The sequence below is a fragment of the Amycolatopsis sp. CA-128772 genome, from assembly GCF_002904295.1.
GTDB lineage: Bacteria > Actinomycetota > Actinomycetes > Mycobacteriales > Pseudonocardiaceae > Amycolatopsis.
The window spans coordinates 98,455-115,881 of sequence record NZ_PPHG01000014.1 but is presented as its reverse complement, the minus strand read 5'-3'; the positions used below and the strand labels follow the sequence as shown (position 1 = coordinate 115,881).

The 17,427-nt window shown below is 71.0% G+C and carries 14 protein-coding genes; 7 read left to right on the top strand and 7 right to left on the bottom strand.

Features of this window, described 5'->3' with window-relative positions; translation table 11 throughout:
• Positions 1-105 precede the first annotated feature (105 nt).
• On the top strand, positions 106-1,041 hold the full coding sequence (locus C2L59_RS05930; protein ID WP_103348498.1) for a zinc-binding dehydrogenase: 936 nt from the start codon (positions 106-108) through the stop codon (positions 1,039-1,041).
• A gap of 611 nt (positions 1,042-1,652) precedes the next feature.
• On the opposite strand, the gene C2L59_RS05925 is transcribed toward C2L59_RS05930, so the two are convergent.
• From C2L59_RS05925 to rdmE, 3 genes are all read right to left on the bottom strand, one after another.
• On the bottom strand, positions 1,653-2,573 hold the full coding sequence (locus C2L59_RS05925; protein WP_103348497.1) for a zinc metalloprotease: 921 nt from the start codon (positions 2,571-2,573) through the stop codon (positions 1,653-1,655).
• Between the two features lie 163 nt (positions 2,574-2,736).
• Positions 2,737-4,293 carry a CdaR family transcriptional regulator gene (locus C2L59_RS05920; protein ID WP_103348496.1) on the bottom strand — a complete coding sequence of 519 codons (1,557 nt, stop codon included), beginning with the start codon at positions 4,291-4,293 and terminating at the stop codon, positions 2,737-2,739.
• Positions 4,294-4,435: 142 nt separating this feature from the next.
• Positions 4,436-5,986: an aklavinone 12-hydroxylase RdmE gene (gene rdmE, locus C2L59_RS05915; RefSeq protein WP_103348495.1), complete on the bottom strand. Its 1,551-nt coding sequence runs from the start codon at positions 5,984-5,986 to the stop codon at positions 4,436-4,438.
• A 171-nt stretch (positions 5,987-6,157) separates the two neighbouring features.
• On the opposite strand from rdmE, the gene C2L59_RS05910 reads away from it, so the two are divergent.
• Positions 6,158-7,468, top strand: a complete 1,311-nt coding sequence (locus C2L59_RS05910) for a bifunctional o-acetylhomoserine/o-acetylserine sulfhydrylase (protein WP_103348494.1) — start codon at positions 6,158-6,160, stop codon at positions 7,466-7,468.
• Positions 7,465-8,583 carry a homoserine O-acetyltransferase gene (locus tag C2L59_RS05905; RefSeq protein WP_103348493.1) on the top strand — a complete coding sequence of 373 codons (1,119 nt, stop codon included), beginning with the start codon at positions 7,465-7,467 and terminating at the stop codon, positions 8,581-8,583. Before C2L59_RS05910 ends, C2L59_RS05905 begins: the two co-directional genes overlap by 4 nt.
• A 29-nt stretch (positions 8,584-8,612) precedes the next feature.
• Here C2L59_RS05905 and C2L59_RS05900 read toward each other — a convergent pair whose 3' ends face one another.
• Positions 8,613-9,119, bottom strand: a complete 507-nt coding sequence (locus C2L59_RS05900; RefSeq protein WP_013229665.1) for a hypothetical protein — start codon at positions 9,117-9,119, stop codon at positions 8,613-8,615.
• Between the two features lie 47 nt (positions 9,120-9,166).
• Complete coding sequence (locus tag C2L59_RS05895; RefSeq protein WP_199198929.1) at positions 9,167-9,757, bottom strand: TetR/AcrR family transcriptional regulator; 591 nt, start codon at positions 9,755-9,757, stop codon at positions 9,167-9,169.
• 277 nt (positions 9,758-10,034) lie between these two features.
• Between C2L59_RS05895 and C2L59_RS05890 the strand changes: the two genes are divergently transcribed.
• From C2L59_RS05890 to C2L59_RS05875, 4 genes are all read left to right on the top strand, one after another.
• Positions 10,035-10,805, top strand: coding sequence for an SGNH/GDSL hydrolase family protein (locus C2L59_RS05890; RefSeq protein WP_103348491.1), 771 nt, complete (start codon positions 10,035-10,037; stop codon positions 10,803-10,805).
• A 141-nt stretch (positions 10,806-10,946) separates the two neighbouring features.
• Positions 10,947-12,560, top strand: a complete 1,614-nt coding sequence (locus C2L59_RS05885) for a carboxyl transferase domain-containing protein (RefSeq protein WP_103348490.1) — start codon at positions 10,947-10,949, stop codon at positions 12,558-12,560.
• Positions 12,561-12,565: 5 nt separating this feature from the next.
• On the top strand, positions 12,566-14,551 hold the full coding sequence (locus C2L59_RS05880) for a biotin carboxylase N-terminal domain-containing protein (protein WP_103348489.1): 1,986 nt from the start codon (positions 12,566-12,568) through the stop codon (positions 14,549-14,551).
• Positions 14,548-15,702 (top strand): acyl-CoA dehydrogenase family protein, encoded by a 1,155-nt coding sequence (locus C2L59_RS05875; protein WP_103348488.1) that lies wholly within the window; start codon positions 14,548-14,550, stop codon positions 15,700-15,702. Before C2L59_RS05880 ends, C2L59_RS05875 begins: the two co-directional genes overlap by 4 nt.
• Positions 15,703-15,744: 42 nt before the next feature.
• Here C2L59_RS05875 and C2L59_RS05870 read toward each other — a convergent pair whose 3' ends face one another.
• Together C2L59_RS05870 and C2L59_RS05865 are read right to left on the bottom strand one after the other, a co-directional pair.
• On the bottom strand, positions 15,745-17,088 hold the full coding sequence (locus tag C2L59_RS05870) for a hypothetical protein (RefSeq protein WP_103348487.1): 1,344 nt from the start codon (positions 17,086-17,088) through the stop codon (positions 15,745-15,747).
• Positions 17,085-17,420, bottom strand: coding sequence for a hypothetical protein (locus C2L59_RS05865; protein ID WP_103348486.1), 336 nt, complete (start codon positions 17,418-17,420; stop codon positions 17,085-17,087). The genes C2L59_RS05870 and C2L59_RS05865 overlap by 4 nt, the downstream gene beginning before the upstream one ends.
• Positions 17,421-17,427 lie beyond the last annotated feature (7 nt).

The window sequence follows — 17,427 nt, the reverse complement described above, 5'->3', positions numbered from 1 at the left end:
GACGGCGGTGTCATCGTGCTGACCGGACAGTTCTTCGCGGGAATCGTGGTGCTGTGCGGACAAGCCCCTTGACTTCAACTTCACTTGAAGTCGCACGGTCATCCCATGCGTGCAGTGTGGTTGCGGGAGTTCGGTGGTCCGGAAGTGCTCGTCCCGGGGGAGGCGCCGGACCCGGTCGCCGGGCCGGGCCAGGTGGTGGTGGAGGTGGTGTTCGCGAACACGACGTTCGTGGAGACGCAGCTCCGGTCGGGCGCGCCGGGGCCGTTCCGGGTCGCGTTGCCGGTGATCCCGGGCAACGGCGTCGGGGGCGTGATCAGCGCGGTCGGCCCGGGCGTGGACCCGGAGCTGACGGGCCGGCGCGTGGTCACGTCGACGGGCGGGTCCGGCGCGTACGCCGAGCGCGTCGCGGTGGATGCGGCGGCGGTGTTCGAGGTGCCGCCCGCCCTGGACCTCGACGCGGCGGTGGCGGTGCTCGCGGACGGCCGCACCGCGACCGGCTTGGTGCATGCGACCAGCGTGCGCCCGGGCGATCGAGTGCTGGTCGAAGCGGCGGCGGGCGGCGTGGGCGGACTCCTGGTCCAGCTGGCGAAGGCGGCGGGCGCAACGGTGATCGGAGCGGCGGGCGGCCCGGCGAAGGTGGCCCGGGTGCTGGGTGCCGATTCAGTGGCCGATTACTTGCGGCCGGACTGGACGTCCTCGATCGACCCGGTGGACGTCGTGTTCGACGGCGTGGGCGGCCGGATCGGCACGGCGGCGTTCGGCCTGCTGCGCCCGGGCGGCCGGATGGCGCTGTACGGCCTGGCGGGCGGCGCCTGGACCGAAGTGTCCGAAGAGGACGCTGCGGCCCGCGGAGTTTCCCTGGTGCGCTCGATCGGCAGCCCGGACCGGATGCGGGCGTTCACGGAGTCGGCCCTGGCGGAGGCAGCGGCGGGAAGACTGGTCCCGGTGATCGGCCAGCGATTCCCCCTGGAGAAGGCGGCAGACGCCCACGCGGCGATCGAATCCCGCGCCACGGTGGGAAAGACGCTGCTGGTCACCTGATCGATCGGACGACTCCTTCACCCGGCCACCGGCGGCCGTCCACGTGATACCTGCGGGAAGACAACGCGTTCTCTGACCGGCCCGTGGTCACACTGCCGGCGCGGCCGCGAATCGTGCTCACCGCGAGCGTGACACGTGAGTCGTCCGCAGGCGGCGACCGGCGATGCAGAGTTGCGTCCGTTCGACGTCGCGCGCGGCTGGGTGCCGACGAAAAGCGGTGGACCGGCACGGAAATCCCGGCACCTGCGACCGTCCCGGCTGGTCGCGGCGGACCTCGGCGACGAGGTGCGGTGACGGCCCCGGAGGTGTTTTCCGGCCACCAGGCCCCCACCTACCGCGCCCCACCCATCCCTGGGGGACGAGCCCCGCTCAGTCTATCGGTGAGCCCGGACAATCCTGGCGATCCGAGGGGTCCGCGGCCGGATCCATCCACAATCGCCGTGGGCTGTGGACAGCCGGATGACGAGCGTCAGAGCGGTGGCCGTCGTCGCCGGGGAAGCCGCCTGAAAACGCGAGGTCAGTCAGCGCTCCCGCACCGCAAACCACGGAAAAGCCGTGAAGGCCACCTCGGGAAGGTGGCCTTCACGGGTTCCGCCGCGGGAAGCGGTGGCTCAGGCGCGGTAGGCCGTCCACGAGTTCTTCATGCGCGTGGCCTGGCCCGCGGTGAACTCGTACATGCAGCTGTCGTAGCTGTAGTCCATGAAGTTGTGCACCGGGTCCTTGCCCGTCGACGTGCAGGTGTCCTTGTTCGTCGGGCACCCGGACGTCGCCGTCGATTCGGCCGGGGTGTCCGAGACGTAGTCGCCCGAACCCGAGCAGCCGCCCTGGAACGTGTGGTACAGCCCCATCCAGTGGCCGACCTCGTGCGTGGCCGTGTCGCCCTCGTTGTAGTTCGTCGCCGAGCGGCCCGGGAGGGACTCGTCGAGGATGACGACGCCGTCCAGCTTCGGCTGCGAGCTGTAGTTCGACGGGAACGTCGCCCAGCCGAGGAGGTCGTCGCCGAGGTTGGCGGTGTAGATGTTCAGCGCGTTCTTGCCGCCCTTGCGCAGCGCGTTCTTCATGTTGCGCTCGGCCGACGTGCCGTCGGTGATGCCGCTGTACCAGGTGGAGTTGTTCGTGTAGTCGGTGCTCACCAGCGAGAAGCTGAAGCCGCTCGACGCGTAAGCGTTGTTCAGGACCGAAATCTGCTTGCTGATGGTCGACGCGGGCAGGTTGCCGGTCGAACCGCTGGTGATCACGTGGAAGTAGACCGGGATCGACACCGCGGCCGCCGCCTGCGCGGAGCGAGCCGTGCGCTGGCCGGCGAGCTTGCTCTGCAGGTCCGCCTCGATGCGGGCGGCCTCCGCCGGGGACACCGTGTCGGCGTGGCCGTCCTTGCCGCGGTCGGCGGTGTGGGCGGGGGTGAAGCAGTCGCCGCTCGGCGCCGCGACGGCGCTCCCGGCTCCTGCGGCCGGGACGGCCAGGGCGACCAGGGAAAGCGCGGACACCGCACCCAGCTTGACGGCCCGGCCGAACCGTTCCGAACTGCTCATGGACGAACTCCTCTGCCGCGACCCGGCCACCCCGGGTGGTGAAGAGAAAATGCGTCACCGGATCCGCGGAATCCACCATCTTTCGGCTGGAAAGGACAATCCGAACGATCGGCGCCATCCATGCGGAGTAACGCATAAGTCGGGCGCTACGCCGAATGGCCCGTCAGCTCCAGCGGATGGCGACGAGCTGTGTGAGCAGCGCCAGCCGGACGTCGGGGTCGTCGAGGTCCAGCGGCACCAGTTCGAGGAGCTTCCGCATCCGGTACCGCAGGGTGTTCGGGTGGATCCGCAGCTCCCGCGCCGCCGACCGCGGGTCGCCGGGGTGCCGCAGCCACTCGTAGAGCGTTTCGACGTAGCCGGCGCGGCCCGTCCCGTCGTGCGCGCGCAGCGCACTCAGCGGACCGAGGTCGGTGACCCGCGCCGTGACCGCCGCCGTGGCGCCGCGGTGCAGCGTCAACGCCGTCCACGCTTCGTCGAAGGCGATCACGCGCTCGTCGAGGAGCTCGGCGCGCAGCAGGCCGAGAGCCTCGTCGGCCTGGGCGCGCGACACCGAGAGGTCGCCGATCTCGCCGGGCGCGCCCGCCGCCGCACGCGGAGCACCGGCGCGACGGGACGGTGCCGTCGCGACGAGAGCCTCGCGCAGTTCCGCCCAGCCGCCCGCGCCCGGCCGGTCCGGCACCACGGCGTAGAGCAGCCCGGCGAGCTCGGTCGCCACCGGGCGGCTGCCGATGCCCTGGGAGATTCGTTCCAGCATGGCCAGCCGCAGTCCCTCGGAGTCGCGCCCATCGCCGCCGGTGACCTCGATGACGACCACCCGGTGCGGTTCGTCGGACAGGTCCAGCTCCGCCATCGCCTTGCGCGGGTTCGCGCGGCCTTCGAGCACGGCGCGCAGCAGCTCGGCCGTTGCGCGACGCTGCGCGTCGGTGTGCGCGCGGCGCCGGAGCAGGTGCAGCGCGACGACCGGGGCGGCGTCGGCGAACGCGGCCGCGCGCTCGTCGGACACCGGCCCGGCGACCACCGCCCACATCGACCCGAGCAGCTCGCCGCCCATCCGGATCGGCACGATCAGCCGCGGCAGCGTGCCGTCGCGCTGGGCCGGGACGAAGATCGTCTGCCGGCCGCGCGACAGCTCGCGGAACACCCCGCGCGACCGGAACCGCGCGAGGACGTCGTCGGGGATGCGCCGGCCCATGATCGTGGCGACGCGCGCGGGGTCGGTCAGGTCCTGGCGCGCGGAGTAGGCGAGCACGCGCGAGTTGGTGTCCTCGATGGTCACCGGCGCGTCGACGACGCTCGCGACGGCGTCGGCCAGCCGGAACAGGTCGCCGGAGCCGGGGTCGAGGTCCTCGGACTCGTCGGCGAGGGCGTCGAGGACGGTCCGGAGCAACCAGACGAGCTGCGCCCACGACGTCGCCGCGTGCACCTGGATCAGGGCGATCCCGCTGGTTTTCGCGGCCCGTTTGACCGCCGGTTTCGCGGCCAGCGGCGGCTTGAGCAGTACCGCGGCGGCGCCCTGCCCGGCGCTTTGCTTCACCAGCTCGGCGGCGTCTTCGGGACCGGTCGTGGCGACGCCGAGCACGAGGTCCCCGGCGGCCAGGGTGACCGCGCCGCCGGGCTCGGCGATGACGACGTCGGCGACCGCGGGTGAGTCGTCGGGCAGCTGGAGCGCGTGGAGCAGCGTCGGCCCCACCCGGTCGACCACGCTGCGCACCGAAACCACTCGCTCATTGTCGCCGAGGAGGCGGGGGACGGCTCGGTAGGGGCGTGGGGTGAGCGACGCGCGGCGGAACGTGGAAAGCGGTTACGACCACGTGGCGGAGCGGCACCGCGAGCGGGGTGACGATTTCCCGCGGCAGCCGGGGCTAGCGGGACAGCACCGCCGTCAGCACCCGCCACAGCTCGCCCGCGGGGTCCTCGACCGGTTCCCGCGCCCGCCACGCGACGATCCCGTCGGGACGGACCAGTACCGTCCCGCCTGCCGAAAGGCCGTACCGCGCCGCGAACACCGCGTCGTCGAGCACGTGGCTGTCGAAGCGGACGCCCAGCTCCGCCGCGACGTCCTCGGCGGCCGGCTGCCACTGCGTGCCGTCGGTGGCGCACAGCAGCACCCACGAGTGCCCGAACAGGTCCACAGTGGACTCCAGCCCGGGTGCGCGGAACCCCGGCCGCCCGGTCGGCGCGTGCACGTCCTCGACGCGCTCGCCGTCGTCCGGGCCCTCCGGGAGCACCGCCGTCGAGCGGTAGCGGAACGCGAGCAGGATGCCCAGCGGGTCCTCGGCCTCGGACAGCCCGGAGACGTCGAGCTCGGGGTGCATGCGCGCCTTCATGTTGTGCAGCGAGGTGTCGATGACCATCCGCGCGATCGGCCGGCGCTCGGCTTCGTAAGTGTCGAGCAGTCCTTCGCCGGCTTCGCCGCGCAGCACCGCGGCGAGCTTCCACGCGATGTCCGCGGAGTCGCCGATCGCCGTGTTGCCGCCCATCCCGCCGGTCGGCGGCGTCACCTTCGCCGCGTCGCCGATCAGGAAGACGCGCCCCGAGCGGAACCGGTCGGCCAGCCGCGCGGCGATCTCCCACGAGCCGGTCCAGACGATCTCCGGCTGCAGCTGCGGCCGGTCGGTGGCGGCGCGGATCATCTCGACCAGCCGCTCCGGCGGGAAGTCGGCCGGGCTCTCGCCGCGCTCCGGGTGGTAGTCCGGCGCGAAGACGTACCGGTGGGGCACGTCGGTGTTGACCAGCGCGGCGGTGAACTCCGGGTGCTGCAGGTAGAACAGGTCGGTGACGTCGGCCAGGACGCGGTCGCCGAGATCGGCGTCGAACACCACGCCGAGGCAGTGGCTCAGCGCGTCCGGCCCGGTGGTCCCGATGCCGAGCCGCTGCCGGATGCCACTGCGGCCGCCGTCGGCGGCGACGACGTAGTCCGCGCGCACCACGGTTTCCTCGCCGGAGTCGCGGTGGCGCAGCGTCGCGGTGACACCGTCGTCGTCCTGGACCAGCTCGGTCAGCTCGGTCCGGAACCGCACCCGGGCGCCGGCCTTCTCCGCGTGGGCCAGCAGGACCGGCTCCACGACGTCCTGCCCGGCCATGCCGGCGGGCAGGGTCGTCGTGGCGGAGACGTCGAATTCGCTGCCGTCCTCGACGATCCGGTGCAGCACCCGGCCGGCCAGGCTGGTCGCGACGGTGATCCGCAGCCCCTGTGCGGCGCGCGGGCTCACCGCCCGCACCTCGCGGTCGATTCCCGCCCAGTGGAACAACTCCATCGTGCGCCAGTTCTGCCCGGCGGCCCGCGAATGGACCGACGTCCCGGCGTGCCGCTCGACGGTCAGCACGTCCACCCCGGCCTGCGCCAGGAACAGCGACGCGGACAACCCGCCCAGCCCGGCCCCGACGACCAGCACCTGAACCCGCTCGGTCATGACTACCTCCCCGTCTGTGAATCTCGCGGTATGAATATCTTAGCGAAAGAGAGATTCGATGGACAAGGCGATCGTCGTCCCAGGACGTGGGAGCAGTTGGGTGGGCCGTTCGGCCCACGTAGCTTCGGCCGGGCAGCCCCTCCATGAACCCTTGAGCCGCAAGGAGAACCGATGAGCGCGGACGACACTTCGGCGTGGTCCTTCGAGACCAGGCAGATCCACGCGGGTGCCGCGCCGGACCCGGCCACGGGCGCGCGGGCGACCCCGATCTACCAGACGACGTCCTACGTCTTCCGCGACAGCCAGCACGGCGCCGACCTGTTCAGCCTGGCCGAGCCCGGCAACATCTACACGCGGATCATGAACCCGACGCAGGACGTGCTGGAGCAGCGGGTCGCTGCGCTGGAAGGCGGCGTCGCGGCGCTGGCGTTCGCGTCCGGCTCGGCCGCGACCACGGCGGCGATCCTGAACCTCGTCGGCGCGGGCGACCACTTCGTCTCCAGCCCGTCGCTCTACGGCGGCACCTACAACCTGTTCCACTACACGCTGCCGAAGCTCGGCATCGAGGTCACGTTCATCGACGACCAGGACGACCTGGACCAGTGGCGCGCCGCGGTCCGGCCGAACACGAAGTTCTTCTTCGGCGAGACCCTGGCCAACCCGGGCAGCAACGTCCTCGACATCCGCGCGGTCGCCGACGTCGCGCACGAAGCCGGCGTCCCGCTGCTCGTCGACAACACCATCCCGACGCCGTACCTGGTGCGCCCGATCGAGCACGGCGCCGACGTCGTCATCCACTCGGCCACGAAGTACCTCGGCGGCCACGGCACGACCATCGCCGGCGTGCTCGTCGACGGCGGCACGTTCGACTTCGGCCAGGACCCGGCGAAGTTCCCCGGCTTCAACGAGCCGGACCCGAGCTACCACGGCCTGAAGTACTGGGAGGCGCTCGGCCCGGGCGCGTTCGCGGCGAAGGCGCGCGTCCAGCTGCTGCGCGACACCGGCGCGGCGATCGCGCCGCTGAACAGCTTCCTCATCCTGCAGGGCATCGAGACGCTGTCGCTGCGCATCGAGCGGCACGTGCAGAACGCGCAGGCGCTGGCCGAGTGGCTCGAGCAGCGCGACGAGGTCGAGAAGGTCTACTACGCCGGCCTGCCGTCGAGCCCGTTCCACGCGGCGGCGCAGAAGTACCTGCCGCGCGGCGCGGGTGCGGTCCTGTCGTTCGACCTGCGCGGCGGTGTCGAGGCGGGCCGCAAGTTCGTCGACGGCACCGAGCTGCACAGCCAGCTGGTCAACCTCGGCGACGTGCGCAGCCTGATCGTGCACCCGGCGTCGACCACGCACAGCCAGCTCACCCCGGAGGAGCAGCTGGCCAGCGGTGTCACGCCCGGCCTGGTCCGGCTCGCCGTCGGGCTGGAAGGGATCGAGGACCTCAAGGCTGACCTGGAAGCCGGATTCCGGGCGGCCAAGGCGGAACTGTGACGGCTGGTCCCGTCACCGGCGCCTGGCGGATCGGCGATCCGCCAGGCCGCCGCAAGTTCGTCACCGGCCCCGGCACGCTCGCGCTCGAGGCCGGTGGCGTGCTGCCGGAGTTAACGATCGCTTACGAGACCTGGGGGACGCTGAATTCCGACGCGTCCAACGCGATCCTCGTCGAGCACGCGCTGACCGGCGACAGCCACGCGGCCGGCCCCGCCGAGCCGGGCCACCCGAGTGTGGGCTGGTGGGACGGGCTGATCGGGCCGGGCAAGGCCGTCGACACGAACGAGTACTTCGTCGTGGTCCCGAACGTGCTGGGCGGCTGCCAGGGCTCGACCGGGCCGTCGTCGCCGGACCCCGGTGGGACGCCGTGGGGCAGCCGGTTCCCGGTGGTGACGGTGCGGGACCAGGTCGCGGCCGAGGCGGTACTGGCCGACGCGCTGGGCGTCTCACGCTGGGCGGCCGTCATCGGCGGGTCCATGGGCGGGATGCGCGCGCTGGAGTGGGCGGTGTCGCTGCCCGCCCGCGTGGCTTCGGTGCTGGTCCTGGCGTCGGCCGCGCGGGCGTCGGCCGAGCAGATCGCCTGGGCGTCGCCGCAGCTGCACGCCATCCGCAGCGACCCCTTTTTCCGCGGCGGCGACTACTACGCCGAGCCGGAAGGGCCGTTCCGCGGCCTCGGCATCGCGCGGCGGATCGCGCACGTCACCTACCGCAGCGAACCCGAGCTGGCCGAGCGGTTCGGCCGGGCCCACCAGGGTGCCGAGGACCCGCTGCGCGGCGGCCGGTTCGCCGTCGAATCCTATTTGGACCACCACGCGGACAAGCTGGCGCGGCGCTTCGACGCGAACAGCTACCTGGTGCTGACCGAGTCGATGAACACCCACGACGTCGGCCGCGGGCGCGGCGGCGTGGCGGCCGCGCTGGGCCGGGTGACGGCCCGATCGGTGATAGGGGGAGTCGACAGCGACCGGCTCTACCCGCTGTACCAGTCGGCGGAGATCGCGGCCGGGATCGCGGGGACGGCGGAGCCGTCGGTGGTGTCGTCGCCGTACGGCCACGATTCGTTCCTCATCGAAACCGGGCAGATCACGGCGCTGGTGAAGCAGCTGCTGGGCTGATCCTCCCCGCCCGGGCGGTTCAGGGGCCCCTAGTCGGAGACGGCTTCGGAAATCCAGGGGGCCACCGGCAGGTCGCGGTCCAGGCACTCCACCGAAAGCCGGATCGTCCAGCGCAGCGCCTGCAGGACGAGGCTGTCGACCTCGTCCGGCGCCGCGTTCGCCAGGGCGATTTCGACCTGCTCCTGTGCGGCTTCGGTGTTGCCGTGAACTTCCGCGAGCAGCGTCCGGACCGCGGTCCGCACCGGCGGGTCGGCCTGGTCGATCGAGACCTCTTCACCGTCTTCGTCGAAGACCTGGACCTTCACCGGGGCGCTGCCGCCGTCGCCGAGGGTGGACACCATCGCGCTGCACTCGCCGAAGAGCAGCAGCATCAGGGCCTTCGTCTCGTCCGCGCGGGCCTGCGGCTCGGCGGCCGAAGGGGCGACCTCGCCCAGCGCTTCGGCGTCGTCGCCGAGGCTCAACGCGGTCAACGCGCGCTGCGCCTTCTCGACGAGCCGGCGCTCCTGCTCGCTCCAATCCGGGTCCACGTGCCCCATCAAACACCAGCGACGCCCCTCGTGGGGATACCTTGATCCGCGGGTGGTCATCCCGCCGCGCGAAGGGCACCCAGCGCGAGCCGGCAGAGCAGTTCGGCGAGCTCACCGTCACCGAGATGGCGGTTGTACGGCGTCGAGTTGATCAACCCGAACACGGCGTGTGCCGCCGACCGCGCCTCCAGTTCCCCCAGCTCCGGGAGGGCTTCGCGGATCACCCGCACCCACACCTCGACGTACTGCCGCTGCAGCGCGCGCACCTGCTTGCGGTCGGTGTCGGTGAGGTTCGCGAGGTTGCGCTCCTGAACGGTGATCAGGGCCGGGTGCGAGAGCGCGAAGCCGACGTGGAACGCCACGAGCCCGGCCAGCGTGTCGTCCGGGTCGACCGGGCGGCTCGCCCACTCCGTGCCGCCGTCGAGCAGGTATTTGCTGATCGAGTTCAGCATCTCCCCGAGGATTGCGTCCTTGCTGCGGAAGTGCCGGTAGAGCCCGGGTCCGGAGATGCCGACCGCGGCCCCGATGTCGTCGATGCCGACGCCGTGGAAGCCGTGGTGGGCGAACAGTTCGGCGGCAGCGGACAGGATCTGTTCGCGCCTGTTCGCCTTCTCGCCGTTCACGAGAGGGGTGAAGTTGCCCGGCATCCAGCCATATTAGAGCGGCAGGTTAGCGAGCGCTAACAGTGTCGTGCTCGGCCCGGCGCGGCTGTGGTCCCCGTCCGGCTTGCGTTAGCCCCCCGGACGGGTGTTAACCAGCGTCAACGCGGCGTTTCATCCTTCCGGTGTGGGCCGAGTGGGTACCTACCGATACCTAGGGGTTCCTCGTGGGGCTTCCACCTGCTGTGCTATTTGCGTCGGCCCTGTCACAAAGGAGTGACCCATGGCTGTTCCCACCCGTAAGTTCCGGCGATCCCTCCTACGGTTGAGTACGGCCCTGGGGGCCGTTGTCCTTGCTTCTCTCGGCGTCACGGGCCTCGCCCAGGCCGCCGGGACCGTCTACGCCGCGGTCGGCGACTCCTACTCCTCGGGGGTCGGAGCCGGCAGCTACGGCAGTTCCGGGAGCTGCTACCGCAGCTCGAAGGCCTACCCGCAGCTGTGGGCCAACGCCCACAGCGGAACCTCGTTCACGTTCCTGGCCTGCTCCGGTGCCCGCACCGGCGACGTCATCAACCAGGCGAACTCGATCCCCGCTTCGGCCACGCTCGTCACGGTGACCGTCGGCGGGAACGACGCCGGGTTCAGCGACGTGATCCAGACCTGCACGCTGGGCAGTGACTCCGACTGCGTGAACCGCGTCAACACGGCGAAGACCTACGTCAACAACACGCTGCCGCCCCTGCTGACCAACACCTACAACGCGATCAAGGCCAAGGCGCCGGGTGCCCAGCTCGTCGTCCTGTCCTACCCGCGCTTCTACACCGTCCCCGGCTCCTGCTGGGTCGGGCTGAGCGACACCAAGCGCACGGCGATCAACTCGGGCGCCGACGCGCTCGCGTCGGTCATCCAGCAGCGCGCGGGGTCGGCCGGGGCGACGTTCGTCGACGTCCGGCCGTCGTTCGTCGGCCACAACATCTGCTCGTCGGCCGACGACTACCTGCACAGCCTCACCTGGCCGGTGATCGAGTCCTATCACCCGACCGTGGCCGGCCAGTCCGGCGGCTACTACGCCCCGCTGCGGGCGGCAATCGGCTGAGCGAGTCTGCGAAGGCCACCCCGGTCCGCCGGGGTGGCCTTTCCGTATTCCACGACTGCCGCATTCCAGCGACTGGACACCCACGTTAGCGGTCGCTAACATCGAGCCGGAGGTTAACGACCGCTAACGTCGAGGGAGCCCATGGACACGCCGGCACTGGGGACTTCGGCGTCCCCGGACAGCGAGGCTTACGCCCGCAACGCGACGTCGCACGCGGAGCTGGTCGAGGACCTCCGCAAACGTTTGGCGAGCGCCCGGCTCGGCGGGCCGGAGAAGGCGCGCACGCGGCACGTCGAGCGCGGCAAGCTGCTCCCGCGCGACCGCGTCGACACCCTGCTGGACCCGGGCTCGCCGTTCCTCGAGCTCTCGCCGCTGGCCGCGAACGGGCTGTACGACGACGAGGCGCCGTCCGCCGGGATCATCACCGGAGTGGGGCGCGTCTCCGGGCGCGAGTGCGTGGTCGTCGCCAACGACGCCACCGTCAAGGGCGGCACGTACTACCCGATGACCGTGAAGAAGCACCTGCGCGCCCAGGAGGTCGCGCTGCACAACAACCTGCCGTGCGTCTACCTGGTGGACTCCGGCGGCGCGTTCCTGCCCAGGCAGGACGAGGTCTTCCCGGATCGTGAACACTTCGGCCGGATCTTCTACAACCAGGCGACGATGTCCGCGCGCGGCATCCCGCAGATCGCCGCCGTCCTCGGGTCCTGCACCGCGGGCGGCGCGTACGTGCCGGCGATGAGCGACGAGGCCGTCATCGTCCGGAACCAGGGCACGATCTTCCTCGGCGGCCCGCCGCTGGTGAAGGCGGCGACCGGCGAGGTCGTCACGGCGGAGGAGCTGGGCGGCGGCGACGTCCACGCGCGGCAGTCCGGCGTCACCGACCACCTGGCCGACGACGACGCGCACGCGCTGCGGATCGTCCGGTCGATCGTGTCGACGCTCGGGCCGCGCGCGCCGCGGCCCTGGGACGTCCTCCCGACCGAAGCGCCCGCCGTCGACCCGGCCGAGCTGTACGGCGTCGTGCCGACCGACCCGCGCGTGCCCTACGACGTGCGCGAGGTGATCGCCCGGATCGTCGACGGCAGCCGGTTCGGCGAGTTCAAGAAGGAGTACGGCGCCACGCTGGTCACCGGGTTCGCCCGGATCCACGGCCACCCGGTCGGCATCGTCGCGAACAACGGCGTGCTCTTCGCCGAGTCCGCGATGAAGGGTGCGCACTTCATCGAGCTGTGCGACAAGCGCTCGATCCCGCTGCTGTTCCTGCAGAACATCACCGGCTTCATGGTCGGGCGCGCGTACGAAGCCGGCGGTATCGCCAAGCACGGCGCGAAGATGGTCACCGCCGTGGCCTGCGCGCGGGTGCCGAAGTTAACGGTCGTTATCGGCGGCTCCTTCGGCGCCGGCAACTACTCGATGTGCGGCCGGGCCTACTCGCCGCGGTTCCTGTGGATGTGGCCGAACGCGCGGATCTCGGTGATGGGCGGAGAGCAGGCAGCGTCGGTGCTGTCGACCGTCCGCCGCGACGCCATCGAAGGCCGCGGCGGCGAGTGGTCCGCCGAGGAAGAAGAGGCGTTCAAGGACCCGATCCGCGAGCAGTACGAGGCGCAGGGCAGCCCGTACTACTCGACCGCGCGGTTGTGGGACGACGGCGTCATCGACCCGGCGGACACCCGCACGGTGCTCGGCCTCGCCCTCTCGGCGGCGGCGAACGCGCCGCTGGCCGAGGTCAACTACGGCGTCTTCCGGATGTGAGGGGCATGTTCGACTCAGTTTTGGTCGCGAACCGGGGCGAGATCGCCGTCCGGGTCATCCGCACGCTGCGAGCCCTCGGCATCCGCGCGGTCGCGGTGTACAGCGACGCGGACGCCGACGCCCGGCACGTCCGCGAGGCGCACACGGCGGTGCGCATCGGGCCGGCGGAGGCGTCGAAGAGCTACCTGGACATCGCGGCCATCGTCGACGCCGCGGTGTCGTCCGGCGCGCAGGCCGTGCACCCGGGTTACGGCTTCCTGGCGGAGAACGCCGCGTTCGCGCGCGCCTGCGAGGCCGCCGGGCTCGTGTTCATCGGCCCGCCGGTGGCCGCGATCGACGCCATGGGCGACAAGATCCGCGCCAAGGCCACGGTGTCGAAGGCGGGTGTCCCGGTCGTGCCCGGTGCGTCCGATGTGGACATCCCCGAGGGTGGCTTTGCCGAGGCGGCCGCCAAGGTGGGCTACCCGCTGCTGCTTAAGCCGTCGGCCGGCGGTGGCGGCAAGGGCATGCGGCTGGTGCACGCCCCCGAGGAGCTGGACGCGGCGATCGAGTCCGCGCGGCGCGAGGCCAAGGGGTCCTTCGGCGACGACACGCTGCTGATGGAACGGTTCGTCACCACGCCGCGGCACATCGAGATCCAGGTGCTCGCCGACACGCACGGCACCGTCCTGCACCTCGGCGAGCGAGAGTGCAGCCTGCAGCGGCGGCACCAGAAGATCATCGAGGAAGCGCCGTCGGTGCTGCTCGACGAGGCCACCCGCGAGAAGATGGGCTCGGCGGCGGCCGAGGCCGCGCGCTCGGTCGGCTACGTCGGCGCGGGCACCGTCGAGTTCATCATGTCGGCGAAGAACCCGGACGAGTTCTTCTTCATGGAGATGAACACCCGGCTGCAGGTCGAGCACCCGGTCACCGAGCTGGTCACCGGCCTGGACCTGGTCGAGTGGCAGGTCCGGGTGGCCGCCGGGGAACACCTTTCGCTCGACCAGGAAGACGTCGTCCTCAATGGACACGCCGTCGAAGCGCGGGTGTACGCCGAAGATCCGGCGCGCGGGTTCATCCCGACCGGCGGCACCGTTCTGGCGGTGCACGAGCCGGCCGGCGACGGCGTCCGCGTCGATTCGTGGATGACGCCCGGCGCCGTCATCGGCTCGAACTACGACCCGATGCTGGCCAAGGTCATCGCCTGGGGCCCGGACCGCGCGTCGGCGCTGCACCGGCTCGACCTGGCGCTGGCCGACACGGCGTTGCTGGGCGTCGGCACGAACACCGCGTTCCTGCGCGCGCTGCTGGCCGACGCCGACGTCCGCGCCGGCCGGCTCGACACCGAGCTGGTCGACCGGCGGCTGTCCGAACTCGTTTCCTCCGACGTGCCCGCGGAGTTCTTCGTCGCGGCCGCGCTGGACCGGTTCCTGCAGCTGCAGCCCACGGGCCCCGTCGTGGACCCGTGGGACGTGCCGGACGGCTGGCGGATGGGCGGCTCCGGCGGGGTGACGTTCCGGCTGAAGTCCGGCACCGCCCGGGCGGTGGTCCGGGTGCAGGGCACGCCGTCGTCGGCGACGGTGTTCGTCGGCGACGACGAGCCGGTGGTGGTTTCGGCCCGGCGTGACGGCGACGTGCTCGAAATCCGGCACACCGGCGGCTTCCACCGCTACCGCCAGGCGTGCGGTCCTGACCGGACGGTCTGGCTGTCCCGCGACGGGCTCGGGTTTCCCTTCGGGGAGCAGGAGTTCGTGCTGGCGTCACGCGGCGAGGCCGCGGGGGCGGGCCCGGTCACCAGCCCGATGCCGGGCACGGTGCTCGTGGTGAAGGTCGCGGCGGGAGACGTCGTGAAGGCCGGGACACCGTTGCTGGTCGTCGAAGCGATGAAGATGGAGCACACGGTCACCGCGCCGATCGACGGCGTGGTCAGCGAACTCCCCGTCCGGACCGGCCAGCAGGTCGCGCTGGACGAAACCCTTGCCGTAGTCACCCCCCAAGAGGAGCAGCCGTGATCGACTTCCGCCTGGACGAGGAGTACGAGTCGCTCCGCAAGACCGTCGAGGACTTCGCGCACGCCGAGGTCGCTCCGGTGATCGGCGAGCTGTACGAGAAGGAAGAGTTCCCGTACGCGATCGTCGCGAAGATGGGGGAGATGGGCCTGTTCGGCCTGCCGTTCCCCGAGGAGTTCGGCGGCATGGGCGGCGACTACTTCGCGCTGTGCCTGGCCTTGGAGGAGCTGGCCCGGGTCGACTCGTCGGTCGCGATCACCCTGGAGGCCGGCGTTTCCCTCGGCGCGATGCCGATCTTCCGCTTCGGCACGCAGGAGCAGAAGGAGCAGTGGCTGCCTTCGCTGTGCGAGGGCACCGCGTTGGGCGGCTTCGGCCTGACCGAACCGGGTGGTGGCTCGGACGCCGGGGCGACGCGCACGCGGGCCGCGTTGGACGGTGACGAGTGGGTCGTCAACGGCAGCAAGGCGTTCATCACGAACTCGGGCACGGACATCACCAAGCTGGTCACCGTGACGGCGGTGACGGACGTGATGGAGAACGGCCGCAAGGAGATCTCGGCGATCCTCATCCCGTCGGGCACGCCGGGCTTCGAGGTGGCGCCGAAGTACTCGAAGGTCGGCTGGAACTGTTCGGACACGCACGAACTGTCCTTTTCGGACGCTCGGGTCCCGGCGGAGAACCTGGTCGGCGTACGGGGCCGCGGGTACGCGCAGTTCCTGTCCACTCTGGACGAAGGCCGGATCGCCATCGCGGCCGTGTCGGTGGGTCTGGCGCAGGGCTGCGTGGACGAGTGCCTGAAGTACGTGAAGGACCGCGTCGCGTTCGGCAAGCGGATCGGCGAGTACCAGGCGATCCAGTTCAAGATCGCCGACATGGAGGTGCGCACGCACACGGCCCGGCTGGCGTACTACCAGGCGGCGTCGAAGATGCTGCGTGGCGAGCCGTTCAAGAAGGAGGCGTCGATCGCGAAGCTGGTGGCGTCCAACGCGGCCATGGACAACGCGCGCGACGCGACGCAGATCTTCGGCGGCTACGGGTTCATGAACGAGTTCCCGGTGGGCCGCTTCTACCGCGACGCGAAGATCCTGGAGATCGGCGAGGGCACCAGCGAGGTCCAGAAGATGCTGATCTCGCGCCACCTCGGCGTGGCCTGACGACGGCGACCGCCGCCCCGCGCGGGGGCGGCGGTCCCGGCCTCACTGCGGCTGTTGCTGCTTCTTGTCTTCCTCGGCCCACGCCGCTTCCGCCTGCATCTGGATGTCGGTGAGCCCGCGGTCGACCTGCACGATGTCCTTGCCCGCCCAGCCCACGAAGTTCTTCGAGCTCTTGGCGTCGGAAAGCGCCTTCAGCATCGGGTAGTAGTCCGGGTGCTTGGCCTTCAGCCAGTCGTCGACGAACTTCATCTTCTTGTAGCTGTCGCCGAACTTGGTCTTCAGCCAGTCCTCGTGCTTCTTGATCGTGGAGATGTCGTGGTCGCTCAGGTGCGACTTCGGCGGCGTCGGCTTGGGCGGTTCCGGCGGCTTCGGCAGCGGCCGCGAGAAGTTCGGCGTGGTGCCGTCACCCGGGGGCCGGGTGCTCGGCGTGCCGCCACCGGTGGTCGGCGGGCCGTCGTGGGTGACCGCGGTGCCCGGCGGTGGCAGCGGCCGCGAGAAGTTCGGGGTCGTGCCGTCGCCCGGTGGCCGGGTACTGGGCGTGGCGCCGCCGGTGGTGGGCGGGCCGTTGTGGGTGATCGCGGTGCCCGGCGGCGGCACCGGCGTCAGCTCGTGCCCCGCGCCCGAGGAGCCCGGCTTTCCCTTGACCAGCTTCGAAAGCCCGGTGAGCCGCGCCAGCGTGCGGCCGGCGTACGCGACGACCTTGGCGAGCTTCGCCATCATCGCCGCGACCTGCACCGAGACCGTCGCCACGCACTTGGTCACCCCGACGGCGATCGACGCGCCGAAGGTGGGGATGGCCAGCGCGAGCGCGATCAGCATCGTGGAGATGATGTCGCCGAGGATCGTCGTGATGATGTCGCGCAGCAGCGAGCGGACGGCGCCGATCAGCGCCCCGGTGGTCTCGACCATGTAGCCGGCGACGTCGGCCGCCTTGGCGTTGGCGTCGATCCAGCCCTTCCGGTCGTTGATCGACTTGAGGAAGCTGTCGTAGCCCTTGCCCTGCCAGTGGGTGATCGTCGCCTGGAGCGTCTTGTCGAGCTCTTCGCCGGTGTTGCGCAGGCTTTCGCCGATCTTGTGGAGCTCGTTGGCGACCTTCGTGACTTCGGACGGGTTGCCCGCGACCTGGTCGAGCGGCCACTTCAGGAACGACACGTGCTCGATCAGCCAACCCAGCCCCGCGGCGATGAGCTTCGCCAGCGGGTCCATCGCGAACGCGACGGTGTCGAGGACGGCGCTGATGACGTTGATGCCCAGCTCGACGCTGACGGCCGCGAGGTCGCCGCCGTGCTCGGTCTGGACCTTGCCGATCGAGTCGCCGACCTGCTTCCAGCTGTCGAAGACGCCGGCGCCGGTCGTGGAGTTCGACGCCGTGATGGGAACGGTCACTTGCCCAGCTCCGTCTCGAAGGTGCTCAAACCCTGTGCCGTGTTCGAGTCGTGGGTCGCGTACGTTTCGGCCGCCTTGGTCAGGTCGGCGGCGGACTTGCCGATGTCGCCGACGAGGTTGTTGATCTCGCCGGTGATCACCGCCATCGTGACCCGCGAAGGCACGGCGAGCACCTGCGCGAGCAGGATGCCGAACGCGGCGTTGTCGAACCCGTTGGCGGCCTGCATCCGGTTCGCGGCGTCCTGCACCGCCGGTTGCGTGGTGCCCGACAGGAACTGGCTGAACTTCTGCAGCTCGGCCGGGTCGACCGAGAAACCTGCTCCGGAAACCACCCGTTCT

Bases quoted from the DNA above. Each gene is read 5' to 3' on its own strand.
- rdmE (WP_103348495.1), bottom strand. From the start codon at position 5,986: ATGACCGAGCGGGTTCAGGTGCTGGTCGTCGGGGCCGGGCTGGGCGGG.
- C2L59_RS05930 (WP_103348498.1), top strand. From the start codon at position 106: ATGCGTGCAGTGTGGTTGCGGGAGTTCGGTGGTCCGGAAGTGCTCGTC.
- C2L59_RS05910 (WP_103348494.1), top strand. From the start codon at position 6,158: ATGAGCGCGGACGACACTTCGGCGTGGTCCTTCGAGACCAGGCAGATC.
- C2L59_RS05925 (WP_103348497.1), bottom strand. From the start codon at position 2,573: ATGAGCAGTTCGGAACGGTTCGGCCGGGCCGTCAAGCTGGGTGCGGTG.
- C2L59_RS05880 (WP_103348489.1), top strand. From the start codon at position 12,566: ATGTTCGACTCAGTTTTGGTCGCGAACCGGGGCGAGATCGCCGTCCGG.
- C2L59_RS05900 (WP_013229665.1), bottom strand. From the start codon at position 9,119: ATGGGGCACGTGGACCCGGATTGGAGCGAGCAGGAGCGCCGGCTCGTC.
- C2L59_RS05895 (WP_199198929.1), bottom strand. From the start codon at position 9,757: ATGCCGGGCAACTTCACCCCTCTCGTGAACGGCGAGAAGGCGAACAGG.
- C2L59_RS05885 (WP_103348490.1), top strand. From the start codon at position 10,947: ATGGACACGCCGGCACTGGGGACTTCGGCGTCCCCGGACAGCGAGGCT.